21 protein-coding genes and 1 tRNA gene are annotated in these 20,268 nt (G+C 65.5%); 16 read left to right on the top strand and 6 right to left on the bottom strand.

Annotated elements, in window-relative coordinates; all coding sequences use genetic code 11:
* Positions 1 to 37: 37 nt before the first annotated feature.
* From F8R15_RS00105 to F8R15_RS00090, 4 genes are all read left to right on the top strand, one after another.
* On the top strand, positions 38 to 901 hold the full coding sequence (locus F8R15_RS00105; RefSeq protein ID WP_078519525.1) for an ABC transporter permease: 864 nt from the start codon (positions 38 to 40) through the stop codon (positions 899 to 901).
* Positions 898 to 1,746 (top strand): ABC transporter permease, encoded by an 849-nt coding sequence (locus F8R15_RS00100; protein ID WP_078519524.1) that lies wholly within the window; start codon positions 898 to 900, stop codon positions 1,744 to 1,746. Before F8R15_RS00105 ends, F8R15_RS00100 begins: the two co-directional genes overlap by 4 nt.
* 72 nt (positions 1,747 to 1,818) lie before the next feature.
* Positions 1,819 to 2,805 (top strand): ABC transporter substrate-binding protein, encoded by a 987-nt coding sequence (locus F8R15_RS00095; protein WP_152842758.1) that lies wholly within the window; start codon positions 1,819 to 1,821, stop codon positions 2,803 to 2,805.
* A gap of 108 nt (positions 2,806 to 2,913) precedes the next feature.
* Complete coding sequence (locus tag F8R15_RS00090; RefSeq protein ID WP_143594663.1) at positions 2,914 to 3,378, top strand: hypothetical protein; 465 nt, start codon at positions 2,914 to 2,916, stop codon at positions 3,376 to 3,378.
* Between the two features lie 44 nt (positions 3,379 to 3,422).
* On the opposite strand, the gene F8R15_RS00085 is transcribed toward F8R15_RS00090, so the two are convergent.
* On the bottom strand, positions 3,423 to 4,571 hold the full coding sequence (locus F8R15_RS00085; RefSeq protein ID WP_152842757.1) for a mechanosensitive ion channel family protein: 1,149 nt from the start codon (positions 4,569 to 4,571) through the stop codon (positions 3,423 to 3,425).
* A 171-nt stretch (positions 4,572 to 4,742) separates the two neighbouring features.
* Between F8R15_RS00085 and F8R15_RS21330 the strand changes: the two genes are divergently transcribed.
* From F8R15_RS21330 to F8R15_RS00060, 6 genes are all read left to right on the top strand, one after another.
* Positions 4,743 to 4,910: a hypothetical protein gene (locus tag F8R15_RS21330; protein WP_165756911.1), complete on the top strand. Its 168-nt coding sequence runs from the start codon at positions 4,743 to 4,745 to the stop codon at positions 4,908 to 4,910.
* A 74-nt stretch (positions 4,911 to 4,984) separates the two neighbouring features.
* Positions 4,985 to 6,343 carry a helix-turn-helix transcriptional regulator gene (locus tag F8R15_RS00080; RefSeq protein ID WP_152842755.1) on the top strand — a complete coding sequence of 453 codons (1,359 nt, stop codon included), beginning with the start codon at positions 4,985 to 4,987 and terminating at the stop codon, positions 6,341 to 6,343.
* A 51-nt stretch (positions 6,344 to 6,394) separates the two neighbouring features.
* Complete coding sequence (locus F8R15_RS00075) at positions 6,395 to 6,790, top strand: response regulator transcription factor (protein WP_098410468.1); 396 nt, start codon at positions 6,395 to 6,397, stop codon at positions 6,788 to 6,790.
* The gene (locus F8R15_RS00070) at positions 6,790 to 7,128 is read left to right on the top strand and encodes a hypothetical protein (RefSeq protein ID WP_253732302.1); all 339 of its coding nucleotides are present in this window, start codon (positions 6,790 to 6,792) and stop codon (positions 7,126 to 7,128) included. The genes F8R15_RS00075 and F8R15_RS00070 overlap by 1 nt, the downstream gene beginning before the upstream one ends.
* Before the next feature lies 1 nt (position 7,129).
* A complete protein-coding gene (locus F8R15_RS00065) occupies positions 7,130 to 9,856 on the top strand; it encodes an ATP-binding protein (protein ID WP_152842753.1) in 2,727 nt (908 codons plus the stop codon).
* 81 nt (positions 9,857 to 9,937) lie between these two features.
* Positions 9,938 to 11,173, top strand: coding sequence for a FliM/FliN family flagellar motor switch protein (locus F8R15_RS00060; protein WP_152842752.1), 1,236 nt, complete (start codon positions 9,938 to 9,940; stop codon positions 11,171 to 11,173).
* 45 nt (positions 11,174 to 11,218) lie between these two features.
* Here the strand turns inward: F8R15_RS00060 and F8R15_RS00055 are convergent, their stop codons facing one another.
* Entirely contained in the window at positions 11,219 to 11,719 is a 501-nt protein-coding gene (locus F8R15_RS00055) for a DUF6691 family protein (RefSeq protein WP_152842750.1), read from the bottom strand.
* Positions 11,719 to 12,144, bottom strand: a complete 426-nt coding sequence (locus F8R15_RS00050; protein ID WP_078519514.1) for a YeeE/YedE family protein — start codon at positions 12,142 to 12,144, stop codon at positions 11,719 to 11,721. The genes F8R15_RS00055 and F8R15_RS00050 overlap by 1 nt, the downstream gene beginning before the upstream one ends.
* Before the next feature lie 194 nt (positions 12,145 to 12,338).
* Here F8R15_RS00050 and F8R15_RS00045 point away from each other — a divergent pair, with 194 nt between their 5' ends.
* Positions 12,339 to 12,677 carry a TraR/DksA family transcriptional regulator gene (locus F8R15_RS00045; protein WP_078539605.1) on the top strand — a complete coding sequence of 113 codons (339 nt, stop codon included), beginning with the start codon at positions 12,339 to 12,341 and terminating at the stop codon, positions 12,675 to 12,677.
* 167 nt (positions 12,678 to 12,844) lie between these two features.
* Complete coding sequence (locus tag F8R15_RS00040; RefSeq protein WP_172976130.1) at positions 12,845 to 14,830, top strand: enoyl-CoA hydratase-related protein; 1,986 nt, start codon at positions 12,845 to 12,847, stop codon at positions 14,828 to 14,830.
* Between the two features lie 29 nt (positions 14,831 to 14,859).
* Here F8R15_RS00040 and F8R15_RS00035 read toward each other — a convergent pair whose 3' ends face one another.
* Positions 14,860 to 15,075: a hypothetical protein gene (locus F8R15_RS00035; RefSeq protein WP_075774390.1), complete on the bottom strand. Its 216-nt coding sequence runs from the start codon at positions 15,073 to 15,075 to the stop codon at positions 14,860 to 14,862.
* Positions 15,076 to 15,281: 206 nt separating this feature from the next.
* Here F8R15_RS00035 and F8R15_RS00030 point away from each other — a divergent pair, with 206 nt between their 5' ends.
* The gene (locus F8R15_RS00030) at positions 15,282 to 15,533 is read left to right on the top strand and encodes a DUF2312 domain-containing protein (RefSeq protein WP_078539603.1); all 252 of its coding nucleotides are present in this window, start codon (positions 15,282 to 15,284) and stop codon (positions 15,531 to 15,533) included.
* 48 nt (positions 15,534 to 15,581) lie between these two features.
* Here F8R15_RS00030 and F8R15_RS00025 read toward each other — a convergent pair whose 3' ends face one another.
* Positions 15,582 to 16,457, bottom strand: coding sequence for a hypothetical protein (locus tag F8R15_RS00025; protein WP_152842746.1), 876 nt, complete (start codon positions 16,455 to 16,457; stop codon positions 15,582 to 15,584).
* Positions 16,458 to 16,735: 278 nt separating this feature from the next.
* On the opposite strand from F8R15_RS00025, the gene F8R15_RS00020 reads away from it, so the two are divergent.
* The 3 genes from F8R15_RS00020 (at position 16,736) to F8R15_RS00010 (ending at position 19,659) form a co-directional block, all read left to right on the top strand.
* Positions 16,736 to 18,298: an iron ABC transporter permease gene (locus tag F8R15_RS00020; RefSeq protein WP_152843363.1), complete on the top strand. Its 1,563-nt coding sequence runs from the start codon at positions 16,736 to 16,738 to the stop codon at positions 18,296 to 18,298.
* 48 nt (positions 18,299 to 18,346) lie between these two features.
* Positions 18,347 to 18,422 (top strand) — tRNA-Thr (locus tag F8R15_RS00015).
* 61 nt (positions 18,423 to 18,483) lie between these two features.
* Complete coding sequence (locus F8R15_RS00010; RefSeq protein ID WP_152842744.1) at positions 18,484 to 19,659, top strand: DUF6538 domain-containing protein; 1,176 nt, start codon at positions 18,484 to 18,486, stop codon at positions 19,657 to 19,659.
* Positions 19,660 to 19,733: 74 nt separating this feature from the next.
* On the opposite strand, the gene F8R15_RS00005 is transcribed toward F8R15_RS00010, so the two are convergent.
* Entirely contained in the window at positions 19,734 to 19,946 is a 213-nt protein-coding gene (locus F8R15_RS00005) for a hypothetical protein (protein ID WP_152842742.1), read from the bottom strand.
* Between the last annotated feature and the right edge of the window lie 322 nt (positions 19,947 to 20,268).

The raw sequence follows: 20,268 nt of genomic DNA, 5'->3' as shown, positions 1-20,268 counted from the left end.
AGGATATTTCGGCCAAGCCGAAGGGGAGGGCGGTCTCATGAAGATGATCGCACCCGTTCTGACGGTTCTGGCCGCGATCTTGCTGCTTTGGTACGCAGCGACCGTCTGGATGAACTCGCAATGGACCTACGATCAGGCCGCAAGGGCTGGTGAAGAGGTCACGTTCTCCGAGCTTGTCACCGACACGCTGACCCAGAAACGCCCCGTTCTGCCCGCGCCGCATCAGGTGGCCGTCGGGCTTTGGGAAGGTGTGGCCGGGCAGAAGATCACCTCCAAGCGCAGCCTTGTCTTCCACGGCTGGATCACGCTGTCGGCGACGCTTGCGGGCTTCGCGCTGGGCACCGGTCTGGGCATCCTGCTGGCGGTGGGGATCACCCATAGCCGGGCGATGGATCTGAGCGTGATGCCCTGGGCAATCGCGAGCCAGACGATCCCGATCCTCGCCATCGCGCCGATGGTGATCGTGGTGCTGGCGAGCCTCGGGATCACCGGGCTGCTGCCCAAGGCGATCATCGCGGCATACCTGAGCTTCTTCCCCGTGCTCGTCGGGATGGTGAAGGGGCTGCGCGCGCCCGATCACATGCAGCTCGATCTGCTGAAGACCTATAATGCGAGCCAGGGCGCGACCTTCTGGAAGCTGCGGCTGCCGTCGTCGATGCCGTATCTCTTCGCCTCGCTGAAAGTGGGGGTGGCGGCGAGCCTCGTCGGTACCATCGTGGCCGAACTGCCGGCGGGCGCGACCCGCGGGCTTGGCGCGCGGCTTCTGTCGGGCAGCTATTACGGGCAGACGGTGCAGATCTGGTCCGCTCTGTTCGCAGCGGCAGCGCTCGCGGCGATCCTCGTGGTGGTGGTCGGCATCATCGAACAAATCACGCTCAAGCGGATGGGGATGGTGCAATGAGCTGGCTTATTTTCGCAATCGTCTTCTGGCTGGCGGCCTGGGCCCTCAATACCTGGCTTGCGCGCCATCACGGCTCGGAGCGTTGGGCGCGTTTCCTGATCCCGGCCTTGTTCGGCATCACTCTGTTGCTGCTGTGGGAAGGTCTGGTTCGCGGGTTGAATATCAGCCCGGTGATCCTGCCGGCGCCAAGCCAGATCGCGGCGAGCCTGATGGCCTCGACCGATGTGCTGCGCGAGGATTTCGTGCAGACGATCCTGAAAGGCGCGCTGTCGGGCTATATCATCGGCTGTGGCGCGGCGGTGGTGGTGGCGATCCTGATCGACCGCTCGCCCTTCCTGCAACGCGGGCTGCTGCCGATCGGGAACTTCGTCGCGGCCCTTCCGATCGTCGGCATCGCGCCGATCCTCGTGATGTGGTTCGGCTTCGACTGGCAGTCGAAAGCAGCGGTCGTCGTGGTCATGGTCTTCTTCCCCGTCCTCGTGAACATGGTGGCGGGTCTGGCGGCCACGAATGCGCTTCAGCGCGACCTGATGGCGACCTATTCCGCAAGCTATTGGCAGGGGCTTTTCAAGATGCGCCTGCCGGCGGCGATGCCGTTTCTCTTCAATGGGTTGAAGATCGCGACGACACTGGCTTTGATCGGTGCGATCGTTGCCGAATTTTTCGGCAGCCCGACGAAAGGAATGGGCTTTCGCATCTCGACCGCGGTGGGGCAGCTTGATCTGCCGCTCGTGTGGTCGGAAATTACCGTTGCGGCCCTCGCGGGCTCGGGCTTCTATGGGCTTGTCGCCCTGATCGAGAAGCTGGTGACTTTCTGGCACCCGTCGCAACGGGCCCGGACGTAAGGGCAAGGAAGAGCCTGAGAAAAAACCTAAAATCCCGGGCGTAAAGATCCGGGGCCAACAGTGGAGTGAAAGATGAAGAAACTGATCGCAGGGGTGGCCGCAAGCCTCACCATGGCGGGGGCCGCTTGGGCCAACGAGGACGTGACGCTGCAGCTGAAATGGGTCACGCAGGCCCAGTTCGCTGGCTACTATGTCGCGCTCGACAAGGGCTTCTACGAGGATGCGGGCCTCGACGTGACAATCAAGCCGGGCGGCCCCGATATCGGGCCCGAGCAGGTGATCGCAGGCGGTGGCGCCGATGTCATCGTCGACTGGATGCCGGCGGCGCTGGCGGCCCGCGAGAAAGGCCTTCCGCTCGTGAACATCGCCCAGCCCTTCAAGAAGTCGGGCATGATGCTGACCTGCCTCAAGGAAAGCGGCATCAAGACCCCCGAGGACTTCCCCGGCCATACGCTGGGCGTGTGGTTCTTCGGCAATGAATACCCGTTCCTGAGCTGGATGAACCATCTCGGCATCTCGACCGAGGGCGGCGACGATGGCGTGACCGTGCTCAAGCAGGGCTTCAACGTCGATCCGCTGCTGCAAAAGCAGGCGGCCTGTATCTCGACCATGACCTATAACGAGTATCTGCAGGTGCTCGAAGCCGGCATTCAGCCCGACCAGCTGGTGACCTTCAAGTACGAAGACGAAGGCGTCGCGACGCTCGAGGACGGTCTTTACGTGCTCGAAGAGAACCTCAAGGACCCGGCCTTCGTCGACAAGATGGCGAAGTTCGTGAAAGCCTCGATGGAAGGCTGGAAATACGCCGAGGAGCATCCCGACGAGGCCGCACAGATCATTCTCGACAATGACGAGACCGGTGCGCAGACGATGGAGCACCAAGTCGGCATGATGAAAGAAGTCTCCAAGCTGACCGCTGGCTCGAACGGCACGCTCGACCCCGCCGATTACGAGCGCACGGTCGACGTTCTGATGTCGGGCGGTTCGGACCCGGTCATCACCAAGAAGCCGGAAGGCGCTTGGACCCATGAGGTGACCGACAAGGCTGGCCTCGAATAAGAGAGACGCTCTCGCGACACACGAAGCCCTCCGGTGCGCCGGGGGGCTTTTTCATATTCGGGGTTTCTTAAGGGGAATCGGCTTTGCTGAGCGGCAGGAGGCACTCGCATGGCCGATCGATCAATGACCGCGCAGCGTGCGCGCGCCCGCGCACGGGCTCGCAGGCGTCAGCAGCGCACGCACCCGGCCCTGACCGCGTTCTACGCGGTCGTCGTGATCAGCGTCGCGGGCGGGCTGTTCTACCTCGCATGGAAAAGCCAGTTCGCGGCTCCGCCGAGCTACCTTTTCGACACGCCCACCCAGCCGATCGAGGCCGCCTATTGCCTCGCCGTGGTCCGTGCGCTCTCGGGCGGCGGAAGCGGGGGATATATCGGGCAGGCGCAGGATTTCTGGCTGAAGCGCCTGCTGACATTCAGCGGCGATGTTGCGGGCAATATCGCGAAGGGCGAAGATGCGCTCGGGCACCATCTGATCGGCAGACCTGTGCCCGATCGCCAATGGCTCGTGGATGCGATGGATAAGTGCTCCAACCGCGCGGTGAATTACGGGGCGCATTTCGGGGCCTTCGATTAGCGGCGAACCGCGGCGGCCTGTTGGAGTGTGCCTGCAACGAGCCCTTAGCGGGAGGGCGCGTCAGTTGACGAAGCTTCGCCAGAGGGTGTGCCGAGGAATGCAGCCTCTGCCGGCGACAGATCGGCCCGGGTGCGGGGCAGGGCATGCGGCATCTCGGCTTGAAGCCACGCCACCAATTCCTCGCGGATATGGCAGCGCAAATCGTAGGTGCGCGGACCGTTGCGCGCGGAGGCGAGGATACGCACCTCCATCACCCGCTCGCGGAAATCGGTCACCTGCAGGGCAAAGACCTTGCCGTCCCAGAGCGGATCGGCGCGGGTGATCTCTTCAGCCTTCGCGCGGATCGCGGCGACGTCTGCGGTGTGGTCGAGGTAGATCATAACGGTGCCGATCAGATCGGCGCTTTCGCGAGTCCAGTTCTGGAAAGGTTGTTCGATGAAATAGCTCAACGGAACAACCAGCCGCCGCCAATCCCAGATGCGGATCACGACATAAGTCGATGTAATTTCTTCGACATTGCCCCATTCGCCCTCGACGATCAGTGCGTCGTCGATACGGATCGGCTGGGTCAGGGCAAGCTGGATGCCCGCAAAGAGGTTCTTGAGCACCGGCTGCAGTGCAAGACCAACCACGATACCCGCCGCGCCACCCGCCGCCAGAAGCGACACGCCATATTGGCGCACGGCGGGGAAGGTCATCAGGGCGGCTGCGACCGCGAGGATGACGATCATCACTTTCGCCACACGCATCAGGATGCGGGTCTGGGTGACGTGCTTGCGCGCCAGCAGGTTGTCTTCCGCGTCGAGCTTGAAGCGCCGCAGATGGATCGTCGTCCAGATGTAAAGCGCGGTATATGCGATCCAGGCGAGGCACAGGATCAGCGCGACCAACAGAATATGGGTGATTGCACCGGTGACTGCGGCGCTGGCTGGCGCGAGCCCGTTCGCAAAGCCAAGCGCCGCGATCAGCAGGATCAACCGCATCGGTTGCGCCCCCCGCGCGACAAGCGAGCGCCAGAACAGATCGCGATCGGCCACCGCGCGGTTGAGCGCCGTGAACAACACCCTAAACAGCAGCAGCGCGATCAGCGCCGCCATAACATAGGCGATTAGCGCCACCGCCCAGTCCGGCAGGAATTTCTGCGCCGTATCGATGGCGCTGGCCAGTTCGGTCTCGATCGTCTCGGGCTCCATCCGGGTCTCCGCGAATTGCCGCGCGCTATGCTGCGCTGCCGCATTGATGATGGCGCATCGGGCGGAGCTGTCAAATCGGGCCGGGAATTGACGTCGATCATAGAGCGAACAGTCCGGCAATGTAGAATGACATATGGGGAAATCGTCCCATGCCGAGAATTGGAGAGAGCCATGAAAAACCGCTTTTTCGCAACCGCCGCACAGCTTGCCGCGCTCGTCGCGTTGGTCGCGTTTGCAGGCTGTACGCAGCTTGAACGCGATATCGGGGAATGCGAGCCGGGTGTCGGGGGCATATCGGGCATGGCCACGGTCGCGCCCTCTGGAACGGGATCCTGCTGAGGTCCTGTAAACCGCTGTAAAACTATTTTCTTCTTCTGCACTTGTTTGTAAAAACGGGTGCAGGAGGAGTTTACATGGCCCGTTCCCCGCTGACCGGCACCCGCATCCGCGAGCGGCGCAATGCGCTTGGCTTGAAGCAGGCTGAACTGGCGCGAGCCTCCGGGATTTCGGCAGCCTATCTCAACCTGATCGAACACAACCGCCGCCGTGTCAGCGATGCGTTGATCGAGCGGATCGCGGGTGCGATGGGCGTCGATCCGGTCACGCTGGGCGAGGGGGCGGAAGGGGCGTTGTTCGCAGGGCTGCGCGAAGCGGTCGCGTCGCTGGAACTGGCCGAGACAGGCGGCGGCAATGGCGCAGGTGGTACCAGCCAAGCCGCGCCCGATCTCGACCGGATCGAGGAATTCGTCGGTCGCTTCCCGGCTTGGGCCGCGCTTCTGGTGAACCGTCAGGCGCGGCTGGCCGAGTTGGAGCGCGTGGTCGAAACCTATGCCGAGCGTATGGCGCAGGACCCGTTCCTGCTGACCTCGCTGCATGAGGTCCTTTCGGCGGTGACATCGCTGCGCTCCACCGCCGCAATCCTTGTCGAGACCGAGGATATCGAGCCGGAATGGCGCGCGCGGTTTCTCAACACGATCCAGGAGGAAAGCCTGCGCCTTTCGGGAACGGCGGAGGCGCTGGTCGGCTATCTCGACGAGATGGAAACCGCGGAGACAGGCCTGTCCTCGCCGCAAGAACAACTCGAGGCGTGGCTCGAGGCGCGCGGCTGGCATTTTCCGGAACTGGAGGGAGGCGGGACCGATCCGGCCGAACTGATCGCGGGCGCGCCGGAATTGGCGTCCTCGGCGGCCCGGGAACTGGCGCGCGGCCATCTTCAGAGGCAGGCGGAGGATGCGCGCGCCTTGCCGCTGGACCCGGTGCTGGCGGCTCTGGCCGAGCTCGGCCCCGATCCGGGTGCGCTGGCGGCGCGCTTCGCCGTGCCGCTTGCGCAGGTGTTGCGGCGGCTCGCGGCGTTGCCAGAGGGCGCGCCGGGGCTTGGCCAACCGGGGTTGGTGGTCTGCGACGGCTCGGGCACGCTGACCTTCCGCCGCGCAGCCCCCGGGTTTCTGCTGCCGCGCTTCGCCGCGGCCTGTCCGCTCTGGCCGCTTTATGAGGCGCTTGCACGGCCGATGCAGCCGATCCGGGCGCTGGTCGATATGGCGGGGCGCTTGCCGCAACGCTTCCTGACCTATGCCGTCTCCGAGCCGCGCCCGACGGGGTTCGACGGTCCGGTGCTGATGCGCGCCACCATGCTGATCCTGCCGGCGCCCGCGCAGAGCGCTGATGCACCGGCGCGCCCGATCGGCGCGTCGTGCCGTATCTGCCCGCGTGGCGAGTGTCCGGGGCGGCGCGAGCCCTCGATCGTCGCAGATGCGTCGGCGGGGAGGGCGTGAGGGTTTGACAGGGCGCGACACGGTGGCGATAGTCGGGTGAGGGGGATGGCTATGGCGCAAAGACAGGTGCTGTTGATCGAGGACGAGCCGCATATCGCGGAAGCGATCCGGTTCATCCTGACGCGTGCGGGCTGGACGGTGTCGGTGCTCGAAGACGGCGCGCGGGCAATTGCGCGCATCACCGGCGATCCGCCCGATGCAATCATCCTCGATCTGATGCTGCCGGGGCGGTCCGGTCTCGAAATCCTTGCCGATATGCGCGCGGATGCCGCGCTGCGCGATTTGCCCGTTCTGATGCTCAGCGCGCGCGGGCAGGGGCGCGACCGCGATGCCGCGACCCGCGCCGGTGCGACGGCCTTCCTTGCCAAGCCGTTTGCCAATGGCGATGTGCTCGATCAGCTCGAAGCGATCACGGGCGGGGGCGCTGCGCGCCGGGAGCCCGCCTGATGCCGCAGACGGGCCAGCCGCTCTTTCTTGCCCGCCGTTCCTATCGCCGCCGCCGCCTGATGGATGCGGCGCGGCTTTTGCCGATTGTCGGGCTGGTGCTGATCATGATGCCGGGTCTGTGGCATCCTGCGCAGACCCCGGTGCCCGACACCGGGCGCGGCGGGCTCTACCTTTTCGCGGTCTGGATCGTGCTGATCCTCGCGGCTTTCGCCATCTCCCGCGGGCTTGGCCCGGTGCTCAACGCAGAGGACGTGCCCGAAGGCAATGGCGAGGGCGAGGCCCCGACCGCCGCCGCAACCGCCAGCCGCGCGTCGGACGCGCCGCCGCCGGAGGGCTGAGATGCCCTTCAATAATCTCGTCGCGGTCTGCCTGACCTATGTGATCGTGCTCTTCTCGGTGGCGTTCGTGGCCGAACGCCGGGCGCAGCGCCGCCGCCTGCGCTTCCTGCGCTCGCCGGTGATCTACACGCTGTCGCTGTCGATCTACTGCACCGCCTGGACCTTCTACGGCGCGGTCGGCTACGCGGCGCGCTCGGGGCTGGAATTCCTGACGATCTACCTTGGCCCGACGCTGGTCTTCGTCGGCTGGTGGTGGGTGTTGCGCAAGCTCGTGCGGATCGGGCGCACCCATCGCGTGACCTCTATCGCGGACCTGATTTCCAGCCGCTACGGCAAGTCGAACACGCTGGGCGTCATCGTCACGCTGATGTCGGTCGCAGCCGCCACGCCCTACATCGCGCTGCAACTGCAATCGGTGACGCTGAGCTTCGGCGTCTTCGCGGCTGGCACGCCCGAGGGCTGGGCGCTGCCCGATCAAGGCGCTACGGCGCTGTGGATCGCGGGCGGGCTTGCGATCTTCACTATCCTCTTCGGCACCCGAAACCTCGATGCGAACGAGCGTCACCACGGTGTCGTCACCGCCATCGCGCTGGAGGCGGTGGTGAAGCTGGTCGCGCTTGTCGCGGTGGGCGTCTTCGTCGTCTGGGGGCTGGGTGGCGGGCCGATGGACATGCTCTCGCGGATCGACGCTTCGAAGATCGCGGAATGGAACCTCCATCCGGGACGCTTCGCGGGGCTGACCTTCGTCTCCGCGGCCGCGATCCTGACCTTGCCGCGGATGTTTCAGGTGCTCGTCGTGGAGAATGTCGACGAGCGGCACCTCGCGACCGCTAGCTGGGCCTTTCCGGCCTATCTGATGCTGATGAGCCTCTTCGTCGTGCCGATCGCAGTGATGGGGCTGGAGCGGATGCCCGAGGGCGCGAACCCCGACCTCTTCGTGCTCACGCTGCCGCTGTCGGAGGGGCAGGGGAAGCTGGCGCTGCTGGCCTTCCTCGGCGGGTTTTCCTCGGCGACGTCGATGGTGATCGTCGCCGCGATTGCGCTGGCGACGATGGTCTCGAACCATATCGTGACGCCGCTGTGGCTGGCGCTGCGCCGGGAGGGCCCGCGCGCTCAGGGTGATGTGCGTGGGCTGGTTCTGGCCTCGCGCCGGGTCTCGATCATCGCGGTGCTCGCGATGGGCTATGCCTATTACCGGATGTCGGGCGGCTCCGAGGCGCTGGCGGCGATCGGCCTGATCGCCTTCGTGGGCGCGGCGCAGGTGCTGCCCGCGCTGATCGGCGGCATCTTCTGGCGCGGCGCGACCCATGTGGGGGCGGCGGCGGGGCTGGTGATCGGCTTCGCGCTTTGGGCCTATACGCTCTTTCTGCCCTCGGTGGGCGATGCCGGGCTGATACCGCAGATCGTTCTGGATCACGGGCTGTTCGGGTTCGAATGGCTGCGCCCGCATGCGCTGTTCGGGATCGCGGGGCTCGATCCGCTGCTGCATGCGCTGTTCTGGTCGCTGCTGTTCAACACGCTGGCCTTTCTGGTCTTCTCGATGCTGTCCTTTCCCGGCCCGATGGAGCGGCTGCAGGGCGTGGCCTTCGTGAACATCTACGATCAAAGCCCCGCCGCGCGCTCTTGGGTGCAAGGCGGCGCCGAGGCCGAGGACCTGCTGTCGATGTCGCAGCGGATTCTGGGCGCCGAGCCTGCGCAACATTTCTTTCAGGCGCAGGCGGCGGGGCAGGGTAAGGCCGGGTTCCTGCCCGACACCACGCCCGATTTCCTCGCCCGGCTGGAGCGGAAACTGGCAGGCTCGGTCGGGGCTTCGACGGCGCATGCGATGATCGCACAGCTCACCGGGGGCACCTCCGTGTCGATGCAGGATCTGATCGCCGTGGCGGGCGAGACGGCGGAGGCCAAGGAATACACCGCGCGGCTCGAGGCGAAGTCCGAGGAGCTCGCGCGGGTGGCGCGCGCGCTGCGCGAGGCCAATGACAAGCTGCAGGATCTGTCGGTGCAAAAGGACAGCTTCCTCAGCCAGATCAGCCACGAACTGCGAACGCCGATGACCTCGATCCGCGCCTTCTCGGAAATCCTGATGGAGCCCGATCTGCCGGATTCGATGCGCGCGCAATATGCCGAGATCATCCACGAGGAAGCGCGCCGCTTGACCCGTCTGCTCGACGATCTGCTCGATCTCTCCGTGCTGGAGAACCGCCGCGCACAGCTCAATGTCTCGGTCGCCAATCTGCACGACCTGATCAACCGCGCGGTGCAATCGGCCTCCTCGACCCAGCCCGAGCGCGCCTTCCGCATTGAACGCGATTTCCCGACCGAGCATATGCCGATCTTCACCGATGCCGATCGGCTGGTGCAGGTGATGATCAACCTCATCTCGAACGCGCGGAAGTATTGCGATGCCGAGAAGGCGGTGCTGCGGATCGAGGTGAAGCGCCGCGGCAAGCGGGTGCAGATCGACTTCATCGACAACGGCGCGGGCATTCCGAAGAAGAGCCAGAAGCTGATCTTCGAGAAATTCGCCCGGCTGACCGATCAAAGCCGCGCTGGCAGTGCGGGCCTCGGCCTCGCGATCTGCCGCGAGATCATGACCAATCTCGGCGGCACGATCGACTACGTGCCGGGGCAGGGCGGGGCCGCATTCCGCATCAGTCTGCCGCTGAGGCGCAGCGATCAGCGCGCGCCCTCCGACCCGCCTTCGGAAAGCGCGGCCCTTTCGCGCTAAGCCGAGAAACGCGGGGCATTTTCAACGTTTTGTAAACCTCGATCTGCCAAAGCTGAGCCATGAGACCCCGAAGGCGGGTGGATGGAGGCCATGGTTCACGAGCGCGAGACATCGGTGCTGCGGCGTAAGACCGAGGCGGCGAAGGCGGGTGCGGGCACGGCCCCGATTACGCCTGCGCGCGCGATCACGCTCGCGCTGTCCAAGGTCGCGCAGGATATGCTCGAACTGCCGCTGCAGGTCGCCTCGATCGAGGAGGCGACGCGGTCACTCGCCGATCTGCCCGAGATGCTCGAAGATCTGTCGCTGCTTGCGGTGATCGAAGGGCCGGGGGAGGCGCTTGGCGTGCTAGCCTTGCCGCCTGCCACCTTGGCCACGCTGATCGAGATGCAGACGATGGGGCGGTTCGGCAAGACCATGCCTGCTCCGCGCAAACCCACCCGGATCGATGCCGCCATCGCCGCCGATTTCGTCGATGCGGTGCTGGCCGAGATCGAGGAGGGTTTGATCAGTGACCCGGCGATTTCCTGGGCTGGGGGCTTCCGCTTCGCCTCGCATCTCGACGATCCCCGGCCGCTTGGTCTACTGCTGGAAGATGTCAGCTACCGCGTCTGGACGGCGCAGCTTGGCTTCGGCACTGGGGGCGAACGCAGCGGCGGCTTCCTTTGGGCGGTTCCGCGCGAAGGGCGGGGCGCCGCGATGCGCCGCGCGGCCCCGGCGGCGGGCGAAAATCCGGAGGGCGGTGCGGGGCCCAAGGCGGAAAGCTTCACGCCCGAAGATCCCGCGCGCGACTGGTCCGACACGTTCGAACGCTCCATTCTGGCGGCCTCCGCGCAGCTCGAAGCGGTCCTGCACCGCGTCACGCTGCCGCTGTCTGCCGTGCTGACGCTGCGCCCCGGCAAAGAGATCCCGATCCCGGAAGACGCGTTGGAGAAGATCACGCTTGAGGCGCAGGGACGGCGCAAGCTCTCGCTCGCGCGGCTGGGACAAAGCCACGGGCTACGTGCGCTGCGCCTGCGCGATGAAGACGAGGCGGCGAATGGTGCTGGCCGGGGGGCTGAGACGTTCGATGCCGGGGCGTCGCCCTATGCGCAGGCTCCGACGCTCGACGAGGTGCCGGGCCTGTCCAGCCTCGGCGACCCGCTCGATCCGACCTATGACCCGGAGGAGGGCGTCGATGCCGCCCACGCGCCCGAGCCGCGCGGGTTGGACGGGCTTGAACCCGACATGGATTTTGGCGAGCCACTCGATCTTGATGCACTCTCCTCGACGGAAGACGACGACGCGCTGCCGCCGCTCAAGATCCAGTCGGGCATATGAACGCGCCCCCCCCTAGGGGACGCGAATGCGGTCTGCTGCGGCGACTTACGCGCCGCGCGTTGCCGAAGTCGCGGGCGTCTCTTTGGTCCCGTTCTCGCAGGGCGGCACTTCCAGCGTGCTGCGATCCAGAACGCTCAGCCACGCTTTCGCCCGCGGTGCGAGGGCCATCCCGACCCCCATGGCGATCAGGAACAGCCAGCCCTCCCAGCCATTGAAGGATAGCGAGCCCATCGCGGGGCCGGGGCAGAGCCCCGCAAGGCCCCAACCCGCGCCGAACAGGAGCGAGCCGAGCACGAGATTGCGATCCACGAGCCGCGGAAACGGCCCCGGCATCGGCGAGCCCAGCATCGAGGTTTCGCGGCGCTTCGCGAAGATCCAGACGAAGAACATCACGCTCACCGCGCCGCCCATCACGAAGGCCAGCGTCGGATCCCAATCGCCGAACACGTCGAGCCAGCCCTGCACCTTTTTCGTGTCGACCATGCCCGCCACGAGAAGCCCCGCGCCGAACAGCCCTCCCGAGAGGAATGCGAAGAAATTGCGCATCAGATCACTCCCAGAAAATGCCGGAAGATCACGAGGACCAGCGCACCGCCGAGCAGGTAGAAGGCGGTGGCGACGATCCCGCGCAGCGAAAATCGCGAGATGCCGCAGACGCCGTGGCCCGAGGTGCAGCCATTCGCGATCCGCGTGCCCAGGCCCACCATCAGGCCTGCGGCTACGATCACCCAGACGGAACTGGTCATATGGGTGTCGACTGTTGTGTAAAGCGGCACGAGAAGCGGTGGCACCGCGATCAGCCCGCCGAGGAAGGCCACGCGCTCGGACACAGTCTCGCGGCCCGAGCCGTCGACCAAGCCGCCGATAATGCCGCTTGCGCCCATGATCCGGCCGTTGACCAGCAGAAACAGGCCAGCGCCCGCGCCAATCATCAGGCCTCCGACGAGGCCCCAAATCCAATCTTGATGCATGAGCTCTCCCTGTGCTCAATTGCGGATCGAACGGGCTCTCCCGGACCCGTCAGAGTTGTAATGCTAGACCTCACGCCCGTGACGGTGCAAGCAATTTGATATCTGCATATGTGCGTGAGTGCGACCGGTTGATTTGCGTCAAGGCGGATAAATGCTTGCCTGTTTAGGTGGTTGTATCGATCAAGGAGGACAGGATGAAGTCGATTGAAACGCGCAAGAGCGAACTCGAAACCCGCCGGGCGCAACTCTCGGAACGGATGGCGCAGGTCGAATCCGAGCTTGAGAGCCACGAAGAAAAAGATTGGGACGACGCCGCGATCGAGCATGAGAGCGACGAGGTTCTCGAGGACCTCGGTCAGTCGGCGCAGTCCGAGATCCGCGCGATCGACGCCGCCCTGGCCCGGATCGAGGCGGGCGAATACGGCTATTGCGTCACCTGCGGCGAGCGCATCGACGAGGCGCGGCTCGATCTGCTGCCCGCAACGCCGTTTTGCCGGGCGCATGCACCGGGCGCGAAGGCGACCCGCCAGTAACCTCAGGCCTATCGTTTCTAAGGGGCAGGGGCAGTCAATTGCCCCTGCGCGCCTCCCCCGGGGATGCGCGATTTCCCTTTTGTTTTGAACCTGCTTCGCTTTAAACTTCGCGCGGCGGTGGCTCGCACGGAATGCCCCGCCACAAGTGGGGGACGATGGCGAACCGGGTGAAATTTCGCACACAGGACGGGCTGGCTTGGCTGACGCTCGCAGCGCTTGACGATCAGGGCGCGCGGGCCGGTATCACGGCCCAGATGCGCCGCGCGATCGGCGGCGTGCTCGACCGGGTCGAAGGCGACAAGAGCCTGCGCGGTCTGGTCCTGCAGGGCGGTGCGGCGGGCTGGCCCTGCGCGCCCGACCCACTGGAAGATTTCGACGCGATCACGCCGCGCCCGGCGAAGAGCGAAGAGGTGCCGAGCCTGTCGGAGTTTTGCCGACGACTCGGGGCGCTCGACCTGCCGGTGCTTGCGCGGCTCTCCGGGCGGATCGCGGGCGGTTCGATGGCGCTGGCGCAGGCTGCCGATCTGCGCATCGCCGATCCCGACACCTGTTTCGCGGCGCCGGAATTCGCGCTTGGCGGCTTCGTCGGCGCAGGCGGCCTCGTGCGGCTCGCGCGGCGGATCGGCGGCGCGCGGGCGCTTGCGATCGTGGCCGCCGGCGAGGAGGTCGAGGCCGAGCCTGCCCGGGCGCAGGGCCAATGCGATCTCGTGCTGGGCGCGACCGACCGTAGCCAGATTGCCGCCGCGCTCGATATGCTGATCGCCGAGGGTGTGCCGCGCACCGATACCGCGCTCGACGATCCCGCAACCTATCTCAACGATCTCGCTCCGCTGCGTGCGCAGCTGGGAAAGGGCGCGCTTGCGCCGGTCGGCGCGCGCCTGTTCGAAGTGGTCGAGGGCGCGCTGTTGCTGCCGCTCGACGAGGCGCTCGATGTCGAGGCGGTGGCCTTGCAGGAACTGCTCGAGGCGCCGTTGTCGCAGGCGTTACGCCATTCCGCACGGGTCACGCGTCGCGCCGCCCATCTGCCCGGCGAGGGCACGCCCACCGCGCCCGCGCCGCTGCGCATCGGCCTTTGGGATCAGCCCGCCGCGATGGCTGGAGGGCTGCTGGCCGCCGGGCACGAGGTCGTGTTCGGCGCAAGCGACCCCGCCGCGATCGAGACGGCTTTTGCCGATATCGCGCGCAAGCAGGAGATCGCGGTGCAGTCCGGCGCTCTGTCCCCCGACATTCGCGAGGCCGATTGGGCGCGGCTTGGCGCGGCGATGACCCGCGAGGGGCTGTCGGGCTCGGATGCGCTGATCGCCTCTGGCAAAGGGAATTTCCCCCCCGCGCCGCTGAGCGCGCGCAGCGCCGCGGATCTGGCTGACGGCGCGGAGGACTTCGGGCTGCGCTGCACCGGCGATCTGTGTGAGCTGGTGCCGCCCGATGGCGCGCTGCCTGCCGATCTCTACGCGATGGCGGGGCTTCTGCGGCAGGGCGGAGCGCAGGTTCTACGCGGCGGTCCCGGCGTGGGCGGCATCGCCGATCATCTCCGCGTCGCCTATATCGCCGCGGCAGAGCGCGCGGTGCTTGCCGGGGCCTCGGTCGCGCAGGTCGATGTGGCGATCCGCGAGGCAGGCGGTACGCGCCCGCCGCTGGAGCTGGCCGACCGGTTGGGCATCGACGCCGTGCTGGAGGATTTCGTGCGGCTGCATCGCCCGTTCGGGCCGCTTCTCAGCCTGCTCGCGCTCGATGCCGCGGCGACCGGCGCGCGGCGACAGGGCTTTTACGATTGGTCCGAGGGCACGCCGCGCCCGGTGCACGATCAGGCCGAGGCGCTCACGGCTTTGCGCGACGAGGCCGGGATCGTGCCGCGGCGTCTGTCCAATGCGCGCATCCGCGCCCGGATTCTGGCCGAGCTTGCCAATTGCGGCGCGGGGCTCTTGCAGCACGCGCAGGCGCATCGGGCGGGCGATATCGACGTCGCGGCACGCCATGTGCTGGGCTTCGCGCCGCAGATGGGTGGCGTGATGTTCGCAGCCGACCGCGCAGGCCTTCTTGGGACGCGAAAGCTGCTGCGCGAGCTGGCCGAAGAGGGCGCGCCCGAGCCCGTCACGCTATGGGATGTGCTGATCCGCAACGGCAAATGCTTCGCCGATCTCGACGACGCCTGAGGGGACGTGGGTGTGGGGGCAGGGGCGCCTCAGCCGAGGAAGATGCCCAGCACCACCATCATCAGCCCGATCACCGACACGAACAGCGCGCCCATATTGATCGCGATGATTTTTTGCAGCCGAGCGCGCAGCTCTTCATCGGGCAGGCCGGCGCGTTTGGCGCTGGCCACTTTGACGATGCAATAGAGGATGCCGAACAGCCCGATCACCGAGACGACGGCCCCTGCCCAGATCAGATTTTCCATTGCGGCCTCCGAAAGTTGCGCGCGCCTGCCTAGCCCGTCGCGGGGGGTATGGCAAGAAAAACGCGGGCACCCGCGATCGTGCGGGAAGAAGCGGGAGGGGCGGGCGTCCTCCCATAACCCGCCGATCCGCGCGCGCCGCCTCTTGATGCGCGCAGACGCTCGGGCTAGTCAGAGCGCCGACCCCCGTTCGCAAGCAGGAGAGGCCCATGCCCAACGATGCCGCCTACAATGTCACCGCCGATGAGCTGCGCCAGTTTGTCGAGCAGTTCGAGAGCCTCGAAGCCGAGAAGAAAGACATCGCCGAGCAGCAGAAGGACATCATGTCCGAGGCCAAGGCCCGCGGCTACGACACCAAGGTGCTGAAGAAGATCGTCGCCCTGCGCAAACGCGACAAGGATGACGTGGCCGAGGAAGAGGCGATTCTCGACCTCTACAAATCCGCGCTGGGGATGGGCTGAGCGCTATTGCGCGCCGGACGATGATCCGGCGCGACCCGCGCCCTTCGCTTAGGGGGCGATGAATTCCACACCGGGCATCCGCGCGATCGCGGCGACGTCGGCATCGTATTGCGCGGTGATCTCGTCGACCAGCTCATCTGTCCAGCCCGGCAGCGGTGCCTCGATCTCGAGCGCCTCGGGCTGGGCGTATTTGTCGAGGAAGGCCGCCACGATCTTGCGCCGGTGCAGCACCGATTTCGGCGGGTTCGCGTCGAAATAGCTGCGCAGCCGTTCGATCCCCTCCTCGGGCATGATCTGACGCAGCACCATCATGTCGCCCTTGAGCGTCTGATCCTCGGGCAATCCGCCGACCGAACGCAGCACCTCGGGCCAGATCAGCGGCAAATCCTCGTTGCACCAGATTACGAAGCGCCGCCCGCCCGCGGCTTCCACCATCTGGCGGATCAGCGGCTCCCAGCGCAGCTCGCGCGGGTCGTGGCCTTCCATGATCTGCTCGTAGCTGCGCTTGGGCAGCCGGGCGACCAGCTGCGGGATCAGACTCGCGGGGTTGATCAGCGCGAGATGGAACTCGGTCTCCGCATCGGGAAAGAGGTTCGCCAGCGGCGCGAGCTTGCCCGGTGCCATCGCGTAGAAGCCGCGCTTGGTGATCACCCGCTCGGGGATGCACAGGAAAAACGCGTGGCTGAAAACCAGCCGGTCGAGGACCGGCGCGTCGGTGCTTGCCTCGATGATTGCGTCCTGCACATCCTGCGGCGCAGGGGCGCCTTTCAGCGAGACCAAAGCATCGCGCAGCACCATCCGGTAGCTGCGGGGCGCGGGCACGGCGATGCGGTGAGACTCGAGGAGCCGCTCGTTGCTCGAAAGCGCGCCCACGATGCGATCTTCATCGGTCGAATGCGCTCCGAGATGGAAAACGACTTTCATTCTGCGCGCCTCAATATCGTCTGCCGGGTCAAGCCCTTATTGTTGCCGCTCACTCTAGCCGCTCCGTTCTGGACAGGCAAATGTGTTTCGGGGTAGGAGGGGCGAGACAATTCCGACAAAACTGATCGGGAAAGCCCGTGCCCAAATCCGCCCAATCCCTCTTGGTCCCCCCTGCGCCTGCCCTGCGCGGACGCTTGCGTGCGGCGGGCGGGCTCTGGTCGCTCGGGGCCGTGGTGATCGCGGTGCTGGTGCTGGCGCCGATCCTGGCTGTCGGGTGGATGGCGCTCGATCCGCGCGACAATATCTGGCCGCATCTGATCGCGACGGTGCTGCCGCGCTACCTGATCAATACGGCGGTGCTGACGGGCGGCGTGGGGCTTCTGGCCTCGGCCATCGGGGCGGGGGCTGCATGGCTCGTGGTGATGTATCGCTTCCCGGGGCATCGCATATTGCAATGGTTGCTGCTGCTGCCGCTCGCGATCCCGGCCTATGTCGGCGCTTATGCCCTCACCGATTTCCTCGACTATTCCGGCCCGGTGCAGACCGCGATGCGCGGTGCCTTCGGCTGGGCCTCGGCGCGTGACTACTGGTTCCCCGAGATCCGCTCGCGCGAGGCGGCGGTCGTCGTGCTCTCGGCCGCGCTTTACCCCTATATCTACCTGATCACTCGCGCGGCTCTGCGCGAGCAATCCGGCGCCAGCTACGAGGTCGCCCGCGCCCTCGGCACCGGGCCGTGGGGGATGGTCTGGCGCGTGGGCCTGCCGCTCGCGCGTCCCGCCATCGCCGCAGGGGCCGCGATCGCGATGATGGAGACGGTCGCGGATTTCGGCGTCGTCGATCATTTCGGCGTGCAGACCCTGACCACGGGCATCTTCTCGACATGGCTTTCGGGCGGCAATGCAGGCGGGGCGGCGCAGCTCGCGCTGGTGATCCTCGGGATCGTGCTCGCGCTCCTTATGCTCGAGAAGCTTTCGCGCCGCCGCGTCCACTATTACCAAAGCGCGCGTCAGGCCCGCCCGGTGCAGCCGCAGCGCCTGAAAGGCGCGGCTGGCTGGGTGGCGACGCTGGCCTGCGTGCTTCCGGTGGCTTTGGGCTTCGTGCTGCCGGTCGCGGTGATGGGCGGTCATGCGCTCGCCAATCCCGAGGCGTGGTTCGGCCGGGGCCTCGGGCTTGCGCTGTGGCACACGATCCTGACCGGGGGCGCGGCCGCCGTGATCACGGTGACGCTGGCGCTGTTCATGGTTTACGGGGTGCGCCTGTCGGGGCAGCGCCTGCCGCGCGCGGTGCTGCCGCTGACGACGCTGGGCTATGCCGCGCCGGGGGCGGTGCTGGCGGTCGGCATCCTGATTCCGCTCGCCGGTCTCGATCACATGCTGGCCGATACCGTGCTGGCGATCACTGGCCACGATCCCGGGCTGCTCCTGACGGGCTCGGCGTTCGCGATCATTCTCGCCTATGTCGTGCGATTTTTCGCCATCGCCCAAGGCGCGAGCGACGCCGCCTTCGGGCGCGTGCCGCCCTCGCTGCCGATGGCCGCGCGCTCGCTGGGGCGCACACCGGGTGGCGTCCTGCGCAGCCTCTACTTGCCCCTGATGCGCGGCTCGGTCGGCTCGGCGCTGCTTCTGGTCTTCGTCGATTGCGTGAAGGAGCTGCCCGCGACGCTGCTGCTGCGCCCGTTCAACTTCGAGACGCTGGCCACGCGCACGCAGGAAAAGGCGAGCCTCGAGAACCTGGGCGATGCCTCGCCCGCCGCACTTCTAGTCTGCGCGGTGGGGCTGGTCGCGGTCGCGATCCTCGCCCGCGCAGATCAAGCGCGCGCCGATCTTGCCCGTTCCCGCTGAGCGGCGTCTTGCGCGAATTTCCAAGCCGCGCTATTGCGGGCCCGTCACGCCGGCGTAGCTCAGTTGGTAGAGCGTCTGATTTGTAATCAGGGGGTCGGGGGTTCGAGTCCCTCCGCCGGCACCATAGCATCAGTCAAGCCATTGATTAGCCTCAGCTTTATCTCAGGATGGAGCGAGCGTAGAACATGGCGGAGAACAAAGCTGCACCCCACTCATTCGTTAAAGACGGCGTCTTCTACTTCGTTAGACGTGTGCCTAAGGATTTGTTGCACCACTACACGTCCCGAAAAATCTCCTATTCATTGCGCACGAGGTCTGCCGCCGTTGCTACTTCACGCGCCCTCAGAGCGGCACAGCGGCTCGATGAGCATTGGTATCATCTGCGGGTCAAAGACAGCGACTTGCCCGGAAAGCATATGTTACGCATGGCTCAGGCGCAGGGTGCCGAGATTGCCCCTCTCACTGCCGCATCGCCAGTAGCCGAGACAGTGAAGCTCTCGGAGGCGGTTGGCATCTATCTGCGTCTCAAGGGGCAGGGGAGGCCAGTGACCTTCCACAGAGCTGCAGAGCGGTCCTGTGGCTATGTGATCGACGTCTGCGGAGACCGGGACATCACGGACTACAAGAAGGCTGATGCCAACGCTTTCCGCGATGACCTGATCAAGCGAAAGCTCGCTGGGAGTAGCATCACCCGCATCTTCGGGACCGTCCGAGCGGTGGTCAACTTCGCCGCAAGTGAACTCGGCATCGACATCAAGAACCCCTTCGGACACGTCTACTACGACCGGAACGCTGGGGTCGAAGACAGATCACCACTTCCGCTCGACGTGATACACACCCTGCAGGCAGAGTGCAGAAAGACTGATGATGATCTTCGCTGGCTGGTCGCATTGGTGTCCGACACAGGGATGCGTCTCGCTGAGGCTGCAGGGCTGCTCAAGGAAGACCTCAAGTTGGATAGCCCCATTCCCCACGTGGTCATCCGAGAGCATCCGTGGCGTAGGCTGAAAACGGCTGGCAGCGCTCGAAAGGTGCCGTTGGTTGGCGAGGCCTTGTGGGCTGCCCGTAGGGTGAATGAGGCAGTCACCGAAAGCGATTTCGCCTTCCCTAGATACAACAAGGCTGGGCAAACCAATGCCAACTCAGCGAGCGCTGCGCTGAACAAATGGATGAAGCCAAACGTGCCAGAGAAATGTAGCATGCATAGCTTCCGACACTCGATGCGTGATCGATTGCGAGCGATAGAGTGTCCCGCAGATGTGGTGGACCAAGTCGGCGGTTGGCTGACCGAGGGTGTCGGGCAAAGCTACGGAAGAGGCTATCCCCTCGAAATCCTCCAGAAGTGGCTATCTCGTATTTAGTCCGCTGCGAACAGGCGGTGCTTTATTCGTTCAAGAGCAGAGGAGGGGGCCTCCCCTGCTTCTCTTCATTGAATTCAAGCGTTCAGTGCGGCCAAGCACGCTTCAAATCGCGCCGTGTTTTGGCGAATGGCTTCGCCAAGGGTGCAGGCCTCACCATGTTGAGAAACAAGAAACTCCAACGTATTGAGGTCGAGTTTCAAAAGCTCGATGTCACGGAGAACGCGACCGGTTGCGCGGTGCGTTTCCCGAACTGCATCGATGTCGATTTTGTTGTTCTTCGTTGCCATTATTTGTCCTTTCGATTGAGGCAAGAACGCGTCAGGCATCGTGCCTGCAGCGGATCACAAAGTTTCTGTCATCGATGGTGGGACCTAATTCCCGGATAAGCTGCAGCGCCATGTTCTACGCTCGCTCCATCCTGAGATAAAGCTGAGGCTAATCAATGGCTTGACTGATGCTATGGTGCCGGCGGAGTGGGTTTGTCTCCCGTTGCAGGCACCGCATCGGCCCAACGCCTCAGCAAACACAGGGGTATCCACATTGCCGAGGCGAGGTCAACAGGTACCCTTTGTACTACGACCTGTTCTACGGCAGCGGAGAGCGGGTGAG

The sequence above is a fragment of the Thioclava sp. JE_KL1 genome, assembly GCF_009296265.1.
Lineage (GTDB): Bacteria > Pseudomonadota > Alphaproteobacteria > Rhodobacterales > Rhodobacteraceae > Thioclava.
Note: the sequence above shows the minus strand (reverse complement) of the source record. Positions and strands in the feature narration are given on the sequence as shown.

Bases quoted from the DNA above. Each gene is read 5' to 3' on its own strand.
- F8R15_RS00105 (WP_078519525.1), top strand. From the start codon at position 38: ATGAAGATGATCGCACCCGTTCTGACGGTTCTGGCCGCGATCTTGCTG.
- F8R15_RS00100 (WP_078519524.1), top strand. From the start codon at position 898: ATGAGCTGGCTTATTTTCGCAATCGTCTTCTGGCTGGCGGCCTGGGCC.
- F8R15_RS00095 (WP_152842758.1), top strand. From the start codon at position 1,819: ATGAAGAAACTGATCGCAGGGGTGGCCGCAAGCCTCACCATGGCGGGG.
- F8R15_RS00090 (WP_143594663.1), top strand. From the start codon at position 2,914: ATGGCCGATCGATCAATGACCGCGCAGCGTGCGCGCGCCCGCGCACGG.
- F8R15_RS00085 (WP_152842757.1), bottom strand. From the start codon at position 4,571: ATGGAGCCCGAGACGATCGAGACCGAACTGGCCAGCGCCATCGATACG.
- F8R15_RS21330 (WP_165756911.1), top strand. From the start codon at position 4,743: ATGAAAAACCGCTTTTTCGCAACCGCCGCACAGCTTGCCGCGCTCGTC.
- F8R15_RS00080 (WP_152842755.1), top strand. From the start codon at position 4,985: ATGGCCCGTTCCCCGCTGACCGGCACCCGCATCCGCGAGCGGCGCAAT.
- F8R15_RS00075 (WP_098410468.1), top strand. From the start codon at position 6,395: ATGGCGCAAAGACAGGTGCTGTTGATCGAGGACGAGCCGCATATCGCG.
- F8R15_RS00070 (WP_253732302.1), top strand. From the start codon at position 6,790: ATGCCGCAGACGGGCCAGCCGCTCTTTCTTGCCCGCCGTTCCTATCGC.
- F8R15_RS00065 (WP_152842753.1), top strand. From the start codon at position 7,130: ATGCCCTTCAATAATCTCGTCGCGGTCTGCCTGACCTATGTGATCGTG.
- F8R15_RS00060 (WP_152842752.1), top strand. From the start codon at position 9,938: ATGGAGGCCATGGTTCACGAGCGCGAGACATCGGTGCTGCGGCGTAAG.
- F8R15_RS00055 (WP_152842750.1), bottom strand. From the start codon at position 11,719: ATGCGCAATTTCTTCGCATTCCTCTCGGGAGGGCTGTTCGGCGCGGGG.
- F8R15_RS00050 (WP_078519514.1), bottom strand. From the start codon at position 12,144: ATGCATCAAGATTGGATTTGGGGCCTCGTCGGAGGCCTGATGATTGGC.
- F8R15_RS00045 (WP_078539605.1), top strand. From the start codon at position 12,339: ATGAAGTCGATTGAAACGCGCAAGAGCGAACTCGAAACCCGCCGGGCG.
- F8R15_RS00035 (WP_075774390.1), bottom strand. From the start codon at position 15,075: ATGGAAAATCTGATCTGGGCAGGGGCCGTCGTCTCGGTGATCGGGCTG.
- F8R15_RS00030 (WP_078539603.1), top strand. From the start codon at position 15,282: ATGCCCAACGATGCCGCCTACAATGTCACCGCCGATGAGCTGCGCCAG.
- F8R15_RS00025 (WP_152842746.1), bottom strand. From the start codon at position 16,457: ATGAAAGTCGTTTTCCATCTCGGAGCGCATTCGACCGATGAAGATCGC.
- F8R15_RS00020 (WP_152843363.1), top strand. From the start codon at position 16,736: ATGGCGCTCGATCCGCGCGACAATATCTGGCCGCATCTGATCGCGACG.
- F8R15_RS00010 (WP_152842744.1), top strand. From the start codon at position 18,484: ATGGCGGAGAACAAAGCTGCACCCCACTCATTCGTTAAAGACGGCGTC.
- F8R15_RS00005 (WP_152842742.1), bottom strand. From the start codon at position 19,946: ATGGCAACGAAGAACAACAAAATCGACATCGATGCAGTTCGGGAAACG.